Origin of the sequence: Parabacteroides sp. TM07-1AC, from assembly GCF_003480915.1 — a bacterium.
Lineage (GTDB): Bacteria > Bacteroidota > Bacteroidia > Bacteroidales > Tannerellaceae > Parabacteroides > Parabacteroides chongii.
This window is the reverse complement of the sequence record NZ_QUKD01000010.1, coordinates 1-14,306: the sequence shown is the minus strand read 5'-3', so window position 1 is coordinate 14,306 and position 14,306 is coordinate 1. Positions and strand designations below refer to the sequence as shown.

The 14,306-nt window shown below is 43.1% G+C and carries 11 protein-coding genes and 1 riboswitch; of the genes, 8 read left to right on the top strand and 3 right to left on the bottom strand.

Annotated features, from left to right (window positions below; translation table 11 throughout):
- Positions 1-40 precede the first annotated feature (40 nt).
- On the bottom strand, positions 41-955 hold the full coding sequence (locus DXD68_RS18230) for a sirohydrochlorin cobaltochelatase (RefSeq protein ID WP_122363093.1): 915 nt from the start codon (positions 953-955) through the stop codon (positions 41-43).
- Between the two features lie 92 nt (positions 956-1,047).
- A riboswitch (cobalamin riboswitch) is annotated at positions 1,048-1,244 on the bottom strand.
- 143 nt (positions 1,245-1,387) lie between these two features.
- Between DXD68_RS18230 and aspT the strand changes: the two genes are divergently transcribed.
- The 8 genes from aspT to DXD68_RS18190 all read left to right on the top strand — a co-directional run bounded on the left by aspT (position 1,388) and on the right by DXD68_RS18190 (position 13,292).
- Positions 1,388-3,085, top strand: coding sequence for an aspartate-alanine antiporter (aspT, locus tag DXD68_RS18225; protein WP_122362937.1), 1,698 nt, complete (start codon positions 1,388-1,390; stop codon positions 3,083-3,085).
- A gap of 24 nt (positions 3,086-3,109) precedes the next feature.
- Entirely contained in the window at positions 3,110-4,759 is a 1,650-nt protein-coding gene (locus DXD68_RS18220; RefSeq protein WP_122362936.1) for a bifunctional aspartate transaminase/aspartate 4-decarboxylase, read from the top strand.
- A gap of 197 nt (positions 4,760-4,956) precedes the next feature.
- Entirely contained in the window at positions 4,957-7,203 is a 2,247-nt protein-coding gene (locus DXD68_RS18215) for an aconitate hydratase (RefSeq protein WP_122362935.1), read from the top strand.
- A 325-nt stretch (positions 7,204-7,528) separates the two neighbouring features.
- Positions 7,529-8,788, top strand: a complete 1,260-nt coding sequence (icd, locus tag DXD68_RS18210; protein ID WP_122362934.1) for an NADP-dependent isocitrate dehydrogenase — start codon at positions 7,529-7,531, stop codon at positions 8,786-8,788.
- Positions 8,789-8,807: 19 nt separating this feature from the next.
- Positions 8,808-10,154, top strand: a complete 1,347-nt coding sequence (locus tag DXD68_RS18205; protein ID WP_122362933.1) for a citrate/2-methylcitrate synthase — start codon at positions 8,808-8,810, stop codon at positions 10,152-10,154.
- Positions 10,155-11,735: 1,581 nt separating this feature from the next.
- Positions 11,736-12,200: a ferritin-like domain-containing protein gene (locus DXD68_RS18200; RefSeq protein WP_122363092.1), complete on the top strand. Its 465-nt coding sequence runs from the start codon at positions 11,736-11,738 to the stop codon at positions 12,198-12,200.
- Positions 12,201-12,262: 62 nt separating this feature from the next.
- Positions 12,263-12,691 carry an Hsp20/alpha crystallin family protein gene (locus DXD68_RS18195; RefSeq protein WP_122362932.1) on the top strand — a complete coding sequence of 143 codons (429 nt, stop codon included), beginning with the start codon at positions 12,263-12,265 and terminating at the stop codon, positions 12,689-12,691.
- A gap of 97 nt (positions 12,692-12,788) precedes the next feature.
- Positions 12,789-13,292 (top strand): RNA polymerase sigma factor, encoded by a 504-nt coding sequence (locus DXD68_RS18190; RefSeq protein WP_122362931.1) that lies wholly within the window; start codon positions 12,789-12,791, stop codon positions 13,290-13,292.
- Positions 13,293-13,394: 102 nt separating this feature from the next.
- On the opposite strand, the gene DXD68_RS18185 is transcribed toward DXD68_RS18190, so the two are convergent.
- Both DXD68_RS18185 and DXD68_RS18180 read right to left on the bottom strand, forming a co-directional pair.
- A complete protein-coding gene (locus DXD68_RS18185; RefSeq protein ID WP_122362930.1) occupies positions 13,395-13,841 on the bottom strand; it encodes a DUF6078 family protein in 447 nt (148 codons plus the stop codon).
- Between the two features lie 90 nt (positions 13,842-13,931).
- Positions 13,932-14,306, bottom strand: a 375-nt coding sequence (locus DXD68_RS18180) for an ATP-binding protein (protein ID WP_233577216.1), incomplete at its 5' end; no start/stop codon positions are given.

Below are 14,306 nucleotides of genomic sequence, written 5' to 3'. Positions count from 1 at the left end.
ATTGGAATAATTGGATTGTCAGATGTTCTAAGTCTAAGTATTAATCTTTTTCTGCTGCGTACTTTTTCTTCTTACTGGTTATATCGATCATCTTGTGTTTGGCTGCGAACCTGGCATGATCGATAAATATATCCTGGATTTCCGGATTTTGTCCCAGCCCCTGCATAAAGACAGATACCTGATAACCTTTGCCTTCCAGTTCCTCTTTCATATCACCGGCAATGTCGTTGTTGGCGTGGTCGCCGGCAACGAACATGAAAGGCATCAGTAATACTTTCTTTACACTGCTTGCATCCAGTTTGGCAACCATATCGCCGAAAGAGGGATAACCTTCTACGGTTGTTACATGGTAATTAGTATATCCTTTGGACTGCAGCATGTAATCCATCATGGCATACTGTGCTGTGGCAGGTGTATAAGTACCATGTCCGACAAGAATTGTTGCGCCTTCTTTAGCTCCGTTCTTTGTAACGGCTGCTATTACATTTTCAAAGTCGTGGGGAGTATAAAGCAACGGGTTGCCGATGCGTATGTCTTTGAAGTTTTTTTCCAGCGGAGCAATGTCTTTACGAAGTGATTCCATTTCCACTCCTTCTATAATGTTGGTGGACTGGACAAGGATGTGTGTATATCCGTCTGCTTTCAGTTTTTCCAAGGCTTCGACCGGATTCAGCTTTTCGATGCCGCGTGCTTTCAGGCGGCGTGCAACGATACGGGAAGTATAGGCTTCGCGTACTTCCATATCCTGGAAGGCGGCTTTTGCTTTTTGGTTGATCGCGTCGATAGTGAGAGCGCGGGTGTTGTCGTACGTGGTACCGAAATGCACCATTAATAGGGCAGCTTTGTCGCCCGGTTGCATAGAAGCGAGCATGTCTGATGCCTCGAAGTTCTCGCCGTCGTGTGCCCAGCACATAGGTGCCAGCATACAAGCAATAAATAATAGTAAATGTTTCATATATAATAAATTAAGAGATAACGTACGAATGCGACAAATCACATACCGGCTGTCGGTAACCCTTTTCTTATCAGCCTCCTGACCCCGGGAGAATATGATATAATAACTTTGGCAGGTTTCCTGACTTGCCCGGAAAGCGACCTTCCCATCCTTTTGTCGGACAGTGGTGTAAGAATGCTTTCCTTTGTTGAGGGCTTCACAGTAGCGGGCACTGTTCCGGATTCTAACCGGATTCCCTTTTATACGAATAACGGAATGTTACCGTATCACCAAAGCGGAGACAAAGATAGAAATTTATTTAAAATAAGGTGGATTTTATGTTCTCTTAATTGAATCTTTTGGAACAACTTCCTTACAGATACTGTTCCATCTACCACAGTGAAAACCGGGCATATAATTATGCCTGTAATATTAACGCCAAACAATTAATATATGGAGTGGTTTGCAGATTTACTCAAACATTATCCGGAACTCGCCATCTTTTTGACGCTGGCATTGGGCTTCTGGATCGGTAAATTTAAAATAGGGAAATTTTCTTTGGGAACAGTAACCAGTGTTCTGCTGGTCGGAGTATTAATCGGGCAATTGCACATTGATATCGGTGCACCTATTAAATCGGTATTCTTTCTTTTATTCCTGTTCGCTGTAGGCTACAGCGTAGGGCCACAGTTCTTTCGCGGACTGAAGAAGGAAGGACTTCCGCAGATGCTTTTTGCTGCCTTGATGTGTCTGTTCTGTTTGTTCATCCCTTTCCTTCTGGCCAAGCTGATGGGATATAATGCGGGTGAAGCTGCCGGGCTGCTGGCCGGCTCGCAGACAATTTCAGCCGTATTGGGAGTTGCGGAAGATACAATCAATCAGGGCAGTCTGAGTGCTGCCGATAAAACGGCTATGATTAACGTGATGCCTGTCGCTTATGCCGTCTCGTATATTTTCGGTACGGCAGGTTCGGCGTGGATCATGAGTGATGTGGCACCCCGCCTGCTGGGCGGACTGGCATCCGTGAAGAAAGCATGTAAAGAGCTGGAAGCTAAAATGGGGAATGACGACGAGAGCGAACAACCGGGATTTATGCCTGCAGCACGTCCTATCACTTTCCGGGCTTATAAGATAAGCAACGACTGGTTTGGTGCAGGTAAGACCGTGCAGGAACTGGAAGATTACCTGGAAGAGCAGGGCCGTCGCTTGTTTGTGGAGCGTGTCCGTATCAATAATGTCATTTATGATGTGAAACCGGACTTGATGCTTCAGAAAGGAAACGAGGTGGTCCTGAGCGGACGGCGGGAGTTCGTGATCGGTGAGGAAGATTGGATAGGTGACGAAGTGAACGATATCGATTTGCTGGACTTCCCTGCTGAGACATTGCCGGTATTGATCTCCCGTAAGAAATTTGCCGGTATGACGGTGGCACAGCTCCGTAAGGAAAAGGTGATGCATGGTGTCAGTATTAAGAATATTAAACGTGCCGGAATCAGTATTCCGGTATTGGCTGCGACCCGGATCGATCCGGGCGATATGCTCGAATTGGTCGGAACCAAGCTGGAGGTGAACGAGGCGGCTGCCACATTAGGTTATGCCGACCGTCCGACGAATCAGACGGATATGATCTTTGTCGGATTGGGTATCTTTATCGGTGGGATAATCGGTTCGCTGGCTATCCACTTCGGGGATATTCCTGTCAGTCTGAGTACGAGTGGAGGGGCATTGATTGCCGGCTTGGTGTTCGGATGGCTTCGTTCCAAACATCCTACATTCGGACGTATTCCGGAACCTTCACTTTGGGTATTGAATAATGTCGGGCTGAATATGTTCATTGCCGTCGTCGGGATTACGGCTGGGCCGAGTTTCGTGACCGGATTCAAAGAAGTAGGGGTGAGCCTGTTTGTTATCGGTGCCCTGGCTACGACTATTCCGCTGATAGCCGGTGTCCTGATGGGGCGTTATCTCTTTAAATTTCATCCCGCTATCACCCTCGGCTGTACTTCCGGTGCGCGTACCACGACTGCCGCTCTCGGTGCTGTGGAAGATGCGGTAGAGAGCCAGACACCTGCATTAGGTTATACAGTCACTTATGCAGTAGGTAATACTCTTTTGATTATTTGGGGAGTGGTTATCGTGCTGTTGATGTAAATCATAAACTATACATTATATAATATGGAAGAGAAAAAGAAAATCGTAGTTACCCGTGAATACGAAAAGAAGATGTCGGAGATCAGTCCGTTCGAATTGAAGAATATCCTGATCGACCTCGCAGATGAAAGTGCACGTAAAAGCACACACATCATGTTGAATGCCGGACGCGGTAATCCGAACTGGATTGCCACTACACCCCGTGAAGCCTTTTTCCTGCTCGGTCAGTTCGGTTTGGAAGAATGTCGCCGGGGAACGAAATTGGAAGACGGTATGGTCGGCCTTGCCGGTGTTCCTCAGAAACCGAGTATCGCTTATCGTTTCCGGGAATTTTTGGATAAGCACGAAGGAACGCCCGGCTCGAAGCTTTTGCGTGATACCTATAATTATATGGTACGCGAAAAAGGTGTCGATGAAAACGACCTGGTCCATGAATGGGCGGAAGGCGTAATAGGCGATCAATATCCTATACCTGATCGTATTTTAAAATATACGGAAGTCCTTGTCCGTGATTATCTGGACCAGGCTCTTTGTAACGGTCTTCCTCCGGAAGGTAAATTTGACCTTTTCGCTACCGAAGGCGGAACGGCAGCTATGTGTTACATCTTTGATTCCCTGCAGCAGAACTTTCTGTTGAATAAAGGGGATAAGATTGTCCTTTTCGCCCCGGTTTTTACACCGTATATCGAAATACCCGAGCAGGCTCGTTATCTGTTCGACGTAACCGAAATACATGCTCTGAAAATGACAGGTGACGGTTATCATACCTGGCAGTATCAGGAAAAGGACCTGGATCTGTTGAAAGATAAATCGATCAAGGCTGCCTTTATCGTCAACCCGAGCAATCCGCCTTCTTATGCACTGACACACGGATTGACGGAACGCCTGGTCGATATCGTAACTAATTACAATCCCGATCTGATGATCATTACGGACGATGTATATGCAACTTATGTTCCTGGTTTCCGTTCCTTGATGGCTGAATTGCCAGACAATACTTTATGTGTCTATTCCTTCTCCAAGTACTTCGGGGCGACAGGCTGGCGTCTGGCTGTTGTCTCTTTGCACGAAAAGAATATCTACGACCGGATGATTGCCGAGCTGCCGGATGACAAGAAAGCTGCTCTGACAAAACGCTACAGCAGCATCATGCTCGATCCGTCGAAAATGAAGTTCATCGACCGTATGGTTGCCGACAGCCGTCAGGTGGCACTTAATCATACAGCCGGTCTTTCCCTGCCGCAACAGACCCAGATGGCTCTGTTCGCTTCCTTCTCTATCCTGGATACCGAAAACCTGTATCAGTCGCGGATGGTGGATATTATCCACGAACGTCTGCATACACTTTGGGAAAGTACAGGATTTACCTTGCTGGATGATCCGCTTCGTGCCGGTTATTACAGTGAGATCGATATGGAAGTTTGGGCAAAGAAGTTCTACGGTGATGAGTTTGTAGAGTATCTGAAAGCCAATTACGAACCGGTTGATGTCGTATTCCGCCTGGCGCAGGAAACGGCGCTTGTCCTTCTGAACGGAGGTGGTTTCGATGCTCCTGAATGGTCTATCCGCGCTTCGCTGGCAAATCTGAACCAAGGTGATTATGTACGGATCGGAGAGGGAATTGCCTCCATTCTTCATAGTTATGCCGATAAGTGGAAAGAATCTAAAAAATAATAAACATAGATTTCGTTAATATCTATTGAACAAAATAAGTTCGCCGCGCGTTTTATAAATGAACGTAAGGCGAACTTTTTTATTTGGTATAGACAACCTCTATGGTCTCATAGACATTATTGAATAAAAGGTGTTTTATTTATATATACATTAGCGTGTCTTAATTCTGATAAACAAACAACTAATAAGATTATAATATGGTGTACGACATTGAAATGCTGAGAAGCTTTTATTCCAATTTCCCGAAACGGGTAGATGCGGCGCGTGAAAAGATCGGTCGTCCGATGACATTGGCCGAAAAAATCTTATATGCTCATTTATATGATGAAGAAGCACTCCGCCTGTTCAGGCGTGGGGATGATTATGTAAACTTCCGTCCCGACCGTGTGGCGATGCAGGATGCAACAGCTCAGATGGCTTTACTGCAATTTATGAATGCAGGGAAAGACAAATCCGCTGTTCCGGCAACCGTCCACTGCGATCACCTGATCCAGGCGAATATCGGAGCGAAAGCGGATATTGAAACGGCTACCAAAGGAAATAGCGAAGTGTATGACTTCCTCAAATCCGTATCCGATAAGTTCGGTATCGGTTTCTGGAAACCGGGAGCCGGAATTATCCACCAGGTTGTGCTGGAAAACTATGCATTCCCCGGCGGAATGATGGTCGGTACGGATTCTCATACACCGAATGCCGGTGGTTTGGGAATGGTTGCTATCGGAGTCGGTGGCGCTGATGCGGTCGATGTCATGACCGGTATGGAGTGGGAACTGAAGATGCCTAAATTGATCGGTGTCAAACTGACCGGACGTTTGAACGGCTGGGCTTCTCCCAAAGATGTCATTTTGAAGTTGGCGGGTATCCTGACCGTAAAAGGAGGAACGAATGCCATTATCGAATATTTCGGTGAAGGCGCATCTTCTATCTCCGCAACCGGGAAAGCTACTATTTGTAATATGGGTGCTGAAGTAGGAGCAACAACTTCGTTATTCCCATACGACCTGAATATGGCTACTTATCTGCGTGCAACCGGACGTGATACGGTTGCTGCCTGGGCCGATGCTATCCAGGATTATTTGGAAGCCGATATGGAAGTGAGGGCGCAGCCGGACGAATATTACGACCGGGTGATCGTGATCAACCTGTCTGAACTGGAACCGCATATCAACGGTCCGTTTACTCCCGATGCTGCAACGCCTATCTCTGAATTTGCTGCTAAAGTAAAAGCGAACGGTTATCCCCGTAAGATGGAGGTAGGCCTGATCGGTTCGTGTACGAACTCATCTTATCAGGATTTGAGTCGTGCCGCCTCTATCGCTCGTCAGGCTTTTGAAGATAAGATTCCTGTTGCCGCTCCGCTGATCATCAATCCGGGATCGGAACAGATCCGCTATACTGCCGAACGCGATGGTATTATCGGCGACTTCGAGAAAGTGGGAGCGACCATCATGGCAAACGCCTGTGGACCATGCATCGGCCAGTGGAAACGTCATACCGACGATAATACCCGTAAAAATTCTATTGTAACCTCCTTTAACCGTAATTTCGCCAAACGTGCGGATGGCAATCCGAACACACATGCCTTTGTTGCTTCTCCGGAACTGACGCTGGCACTGACTATTGCCGGTGACCTTTGTTTCAATCCGTTGACCGATACGTTGAAGACGGAAGACGGTCGTGAAGTAAAGCTCCGTGAACCGCAGGGAACCGATTTCCCACCTAAAGGATTTGATGTAAAAGATAATGGTTATCTGGCTCCGACCGGAAAGAATACGGATGTAAAGATCAATCCTGAGTCAAACCGTTTGCAGGCTTTGCAGCCTTTTGCTCCGTGGGATGGCAACGACCTGTTGGACATGCCATTACTTATCAAGGCGGAAGGAAAATGTACGACAGACCATATTTCGATGGCAGGTCCTTGGCTCCGTTTCCGTGGACATCTGGAAAATATATCCGACAATATGTTGATGGGAGCTGTCAACGCTTTCAATGGTAAGACAAATGCCGTATTGAACCAGCTTACTGATGAATATGAAGCTGTTTCTGCCGTTGCCAAGCAATATAAGGCAAAAGGAATCTCGTCCATCGTTGTTGCCGAAGAGAACTACGGCGAAGGTTCTTCCCGCGAACATGCTGCTATGGAACCCCGCTTCCTGAATGTAAAGGTGATCCTTGCCAAAAGTTTTGCCCGTATCCACGAGACGAACCTAAAGAAACAGGGAATGCTTGCCCTGACGTTTGCAAATAAAGATGATTATAATAAGATCCGTGAAAACGATCATATCTCCATCGTCGGTCTGAAAGACTTTGCACCCGATAAGCCATTGACAGCCGTTCTTACACATGCAGACGGTTCGCAGGAATCATTCCCGGTAAATCATACATACAACGATTTGCAGATCAAATGGTTCAAGGCTGGGGCGGCACTGAATGTAGCACATTAATAGAAAAAACTGAGTCTTTTATGAGGCGGAGCCTCATGCCGCAGGCTCTCTTTTGCCGTCGGTTTTTAACCGACGGATAGATTAAATGTTCTGGCTTTGCCGGATTCCTCTGTGGGTTTTAACCCCTTTAGACATATAATGGTAGTCCCTGTTTTAAAGGGGCTTAAGCCCACAAAGGAAGAGGCTTTGCCTCCTGTCTTTTATATCCGTCGGTTAAAACCGACGGCAAAATAGAGCCTACGGCACAAGGCAAAGCCTTGTTGAAGACAATGACACGAATAGGCTCAAATTTGACAACATCTGAATTAATAAATAAACTATCATAATGAATAAAATAACAAAACAAAAAGGCCATTTGATCGTCCCTGATAAGGTCATTATTCCTTTTATCGAAGGAGATGGCGTAGGAGCAGAGATCACGCCGGTCTGCCAAAAGATAGTAAATGCAGCTATCGAAAAAGCCTATGACGGTAAACGGTCCATCGAATGGAAAGAAGTATTGGCGGGTGAGAAAGCTTTCAACAAGACCGGAAGCTGGCTTCCTGATGAAACGATGGATGCTTTCCGCGAATATATGGTCGGTATCAAAGGTCCGTTGACCACTCCGATCGGCGGTGGTATCCGCTCGCTGAATGTCGCTTTGCGCCAGACTTTGGATCTTTATGTCTGTCTGCGCCCCGTCCGTTGGTTCAAAGGGGTTGTTTCTCCGGTACGCGAACCACAGAAGGTCGATATGTATATCTTCCGTGAGAATACCGAAGATATCTATGCCGGTATCGAATGGCAACAAGGAACGCCCGAAGCCCGTAAGTTTCTGAAGTTCCTGACGGAAGAAATGGGAGTGACCAAAGTTCGTTTCCCCGAAACCTCTTCATTCGGCGTAAAACCCGTATCCGTAGAAGGAACCGAACGCCTGGTGCGTGCTGCTATCGAATTTGCCCTGACCAATAAATTACCGAGTGTAACGCTTGTACATAAAGGCAATATTATGAAGTTCACTGAAGGTGGTTTCAAACTTTGGGGTTATGCCCTGGCAGAACGTGAGTTTGCCGACAAGACATTTACCTGGCCACAATATGAAAAGATCAAAAAGGAGAAAGGCGAAGCCGAGGCCGTTAAAGCCATGTTCGATGCCTCTGCAGCCGGAAAAGTCATCATCAAAGATGTTATTGCCGATGCCTTTCTACAAAACACTTTATTGATCCCGGAAGAATATTCCGTCATCGCAACACTCAATCTGAACGGCGATTATATCTCCGATCAGCTGGCTGCTATGGTGGGCGGTATCGGAATTGCTCCCGGCGCCAATATCAATTACGACAGCGGTTATGCTATTTTCGAAGCAACACACGGCACGGCTCCTAACATTGCCGGAAAAGATATTGTAAACCCGTCGTCCCTCTTGCTTTCATCCGTGATGATGCTTGAATATATGGGATGGAATGAAGCAGCCAACCTGATTACGGCTGCTATGGAAAATGCTTTTTCGAAAGGTGAAGCAACGAATGACCTGGCTCGTTTCATGCCGGCAGGAAAATCTCTTGGCACCAGGGAGTTTGGTGATTGTATCATATCTTTATTGTAACCTCATAAAATAATTAGTCATGAAGAAAGAATATCTTATCTATAAGCTGTCGGATGCATCAAAGGATGCTTGTAAGATCGACAATGAACTTTTTCCGATGTATAATGTGAAACGTGGTCTGCGTAACGAAGACGGCAGTGGTGTTTTGGTCGGACTGACCAAGATCGGTAACGTAGTAGGCTACGAACGTCTGCCGGATAACGGTGGTTTGAAGGCTATCCCCGGTAAACTGTTTTACAGAGGCTATGATGTGGAAGATTTGGCACATGCCCTGATTAAAGAGAAACGTTTCGGTTTTGAGGAAGTGGCTTATCTGCTGCTTTCCGGTAAGTTGCCCGATAAGGAAGAACTAGCCTCTTTCAAAGGCCTGATCTGTGATAACATGCCGTTGGAGCAGAAGACCAAAATGAATATCCTCGATCTGGAAGGACAGAATATTATGAATATCCTTGCCCGTAGTGTTTTGGAAATGTATACTTTCGATCCGAATCCGGACGATACTTCGCGCGACAATCTGATGCGCCAGTCCATCGAACTGATCTCTCGTTTCCCGACTATCATCGCTTATGCATATAATATCTTCCGTCATAGTACACACGGACGTTCTTTGCATATCCGCCATCCGCATGAAAACCTGTCGCTTGCAGAAAACTTCCTGCACATGCTGAAAAAAGACTTTACCGAACTCGATGCACGTACACTCGATTTATTGCTTGTCTTGCAAGCCGAGCACGGTGGCGGTAACAACTCGACCTTTACTGTTCGTGTAACCAGTTCGACCGGAACGGATACCTATTCATCCATTGCAGCCGGTATCGGTTCGTTGAAAGGCCCGTTGCACGGAGGTGCCAATATCCAGGTTGTAGATATGTTCAATCATCTGAAAGAAAATATCGGTGATTGGAAGAATGTGGATGAAATCGATACTTATTTCATGCGTATGCTGAATAAGGAGGCCTACAATAAAACGGGGCTGATCTATGGTATCGGTCATGCCGTTTATACAATATCCGACCCGCGTGCTATTGTCTTGAAGGAACTGGCTCGTGATCTGGCAAAGGAAAAGGGACGTGAAGAAGAATTTGCCTTCCTCGAACTGCTGGAAGAACGTGCTATCGAATGTTTCGCCAAACATAAAGGAACGAAGAAACGCGTCTCTTCAAACGTGGACTTCTATTCCGGCTTCGTTTATGAAATGATCGGCCTGCCACAGGAAATCTATACACCGCTGTTCGCCATGGCTCGTATCGTCGGTTGGACAGCTCATCGTATCGAAGAGCTTCATTTCGACGGTAAACGTATTATCCGTCCGGCGTATAAAAACGTATTGGAAGAAACAACTTATGTTCCGATATCCGAACGTTGATAGAGTATGAATTTTCCTGAAATTAAACTTTTTGAAATACTTATTTGTTGTATCGGTTATATTGTGTTGCTGGTTGCTTGGTATATCGATTGTTTAGGTACATGATCTCCCGTTTGCTTATGAGAATCTCATCTTTACTTAACAGCAACACTTACTACATAAAAAATGGTTACTTGTGAAAGTAGCCATTTTTTTTTACATGATTAAACTTTTTGAAGACTTTGTTGTTGTAGCAGCTATAGTATGTATTGTTATACGGTTTATGAAGATCTGTTGTGAAACATATCTCCCATGTAATTTAGATTTATTACGTATTACGCTTTTAAGATAAGTACTGTTTTGTTTTATTACAATTCCGATTGCAGCGCTTTGTTGAATGCGTAAAAAGGTAGCCTGTTGTGAAATACGCTACCTTTATATATTACTCTCACCAAATTTCTTTTATTTGATTTAGTGCTACTGCACACTTGCAATAAATAGAGGTGACCTGTTGTGAAACAGGTCACTTTTTGTATGTCTACTTAGGATTAGTCAAAACTATACGGATTCAGGCAAAGGTTACCCGGGGCATAAAATTATTTGCTTATATTATGCTAGTTTTTTTGCTTATATTGTGAAAAACTATTTTCACAATATATGAAATAGAATTTTCATAATATATGGAAATAAAATTGTATTATATAATATGCTTTAACAGCCTGGCGTTTAATTGTTTTTGTTAGGCTACTAAGAACCTGATATCTAAGAGAGGTTGACTTTGGCTTATGCTTAGTAATAAAAAGGGCTGTAGTTCAATAATGCTACCGACCTCATGATTTTTAAATTGAACTTAAAAAAATAAGATGTTTTGTTTCATTTTATTCTAAAATCTTTATATTTGCATCACTTTTTAGAGAAGTATAAAGCGTTTAAAGATTTATCCGTGTTCAGGAAATCCCCAATTTCAAGACTACAATGGATAATACAAACAAACGCTCCGCGGACTATATTGCATATGCTCATTCATTGAATATATATTATATAGGCGTGGGGCTTATGTATTACTTGTAGTGAGTATGGGGATACTTCTGAACGGTAATGCTAAAGTTCCCACGCTTTACCTATATATATGAATACAGCTCTAGGGAACAGAGTTGACTGATATTGAGCATTATGAAAGCAATGAATTTAAAAAAGGAAGTTCTGTTTCTTCTCATTTCCCCTACTTTCGCTTTTTCTTCTCTTCGGAGAATTATCAATTGTCATGTCCTCGATCATTCTGTATCTATCTCTTTTCTTTATTTGTATATCTCTGTCTACAAAATGTATGCCAAACCGTTTCCCTGATGTCTGATAGAGAATATAAAATATTTACTTATTGAAAGATACGAACTGTTAATGTCTTTCTGTATTATGGTTCTTTAGAATTTATTTCCTTGATTTTTAGAGGGATATATTTTAAAGGAGAGGGCTTCTATTAACTTTTACAGAAAAATAACTGGACGAATAGTCATAAAATAGATAATATTTATGACTAAATGTCACAGCTTAGCTTGTCTTTATTACGAATTGGAATTTATTCACCTTTTAATCTTAGAAATAATGGATAAACGAATAGAAATTGCCATCAATGAGTTGATAAGTATGGAAATATGGTCTGCTAACTTCTATTTGTCATTACTGGTTTATTTTAAAGAGCAGGATTTACCTGTACTGGCCTCCTGGTTAGATATGCAACCCCATGATAATATGGAGAGGGTTTATTGTATGATGAAACAAGTTTATCAATGTGGAGGATATGTAAGGATGAGAGAAATAAGCTGGAAACCTGAAAAATGGAAAAATCTGTTGGAAGCCCTGGACAGGCTGGCTGAACATGAACGGTATATGGCTAACCAGATTGCTGCACTCCTTGCTTTTACCAAAGAGGTCGATATGTCCATATATTCTTTTTGTAAACAATTGTATCAATCCCGAGTATATGTGACTGATGTTTTTATAGAGTTGTTCTATATTTTGGCCAAAAGATATTCACGTGAATTGCCATATAACCCCTTCCGAGACTAACGCATAAGACGAATCTTGTATTAGTTATTTTAATTATTAACAATTTAAAAAAGGAGGTAAAAATGATGCCTGTAAAGAAAAATCAGAATTGGTTACCGAGTATTTTTAACGATTTCTTTGACACCGGATGGATGGAAAGAGCAAATGCAACAGCTCCGGCCATCAATGTGGTTGAGAATGAGAAAGATTATCATGTGGAATTGGCGGCTCCTGGTATGACAAAGGATGATTTTAAAGTCAACTTGGATGAAGACAATAACCTGGTAATCAGTATGGAAAAGAAGGATGAAAAAAAGGAGGAGAAAAAAGAAAAGCATTATTTGCGACGTGAGTTTTCTTACTCAAAATTCCAACAGACAATACTCTTGCCTGATAATGTAGAGAAAGATAAAATATCGGCAAAAGTAGAACATGGTGTGTTATCGATTAGTATTCCAAAAGTACAGAACGAAGAAAACAAGAAGGAGTCTAAATCCATCGAAGTGAAATAGTTTCTTTTAGCCTGCTTTGACGGAAGGCATTCTTCTCCCCTGAAAAGGAGGAGATGCCTTCCTGATAAATATCTATTATAAACTATGACATGATGACATGGAAAATTTCAACTTCACCCATGAATTGTTGGCTGTACAAAATGATCTTTTCCGTTATGCTCTTAAACTGGCTGTCAATGATTATGATGCTGACGACTTGTTGCAAGAGACCATTTTAAGAGCTTTGCAGAATAAAGATTTGTATGCTATGGATACTAATTTCAAAGGATGGTTGTATGCCATCATGCGTAATATATTTATAAATGATTATTTGGCTAAAAAACGCCGTGGCAATTTATATATATTATCTGATCCGACAAATACTTTTGATGCAAAAGATAACTCTCATTTAGCGGTTGTGGATAACCGTTTTGATTCAGAAGAAATTCAAAAAGCGATGAAAACTTTATCTGAAAAAAATTATATTACTTTTCATTTGTATGTCTCAGGTTTTAAATATAAAGAAATTGCAGACAAGACAGGAGAACCGTTGGGCACTGTGAAAAGTCGTATCTTTCATAGTCGGAGAAAATTGAAAAAGTTATTATTGGATTTCATCTGATTAGCCACTTCATTTACTTTATTGTCTTTTTGTAAATAAGATTGATTTTAACGGTCAGTCTTATTTACAAAAAGACAGAATATACAAAGAGAGTTTCCGGCTTTATTTCTTCCGTTGTAGGTCGTAATATTCTACATATTCGTCGAAGACGGGTTCTTCTGTTACTCCTCTTTTCTGAAACAGTTGTCTTATATATTTTTGTTCATGCGGTTTAACAAGACGTTCCTTTCGGAAAAAGCGATAGTAGTTTGTTTGTCCGAAATGCGCTATCATTTGTTGTTTGATAAAAACTGCATCATTGTGCGGAACTCGGTCGAGCAGATGAGTAATTCCTCGTGCATATTGTTCCGGCTGGTCGAGAACAAATAATTTGCAATCTTCTCCGGAAGGCGAAACATGGTTCGGGTTCACAACAGTTACCAATCCTCTTTCTTTGGGCATACGTAAGGTCACTTGCCGACGCAGGCATTGTTCAGCACGCAGACATTCGCTGTTCAGGCAGTGAGCGAAGGTGTATGGGAATTGAGTATAATCAAAATCGGGGCTCATAATTTATATTTTTTGTTTCTCTGAGCAAACATACGTTTTATTATTGATTAAAAGAAGTGAAAGAGATACATATATGCGTGTAATTTTTGTTTACAGCTTTTTCTTCAGAGTAAAAAAGAAAGTAACTCCTTTCCCCGGACTGCTTTTAGCGGAGATTTGTCCTTTATGGAAATTGACCCCGTTTTTAACGATAGACAATCCCAGTCCGGTTCCGCCCACCTTGCGACTTCGTCCTTTATCTACCCGATAGAATCTTTCAAAGATACGGTTGATATGTTCTTCCGAGATACCGACACCATTATCGGCAAAACTGAAATAATAGAATTTAGGGTCTTCCTTATAGCAATTCACAATGATTTGGCTTCCTTCTCCGGCGTAGGCTATCGCATTGTCCTGAATGCTGCTGACAGGTGTTTTCAACTCATGTGCCACGTTTTGTGTAAGCTGGCGTTTCATCCGGCTTTC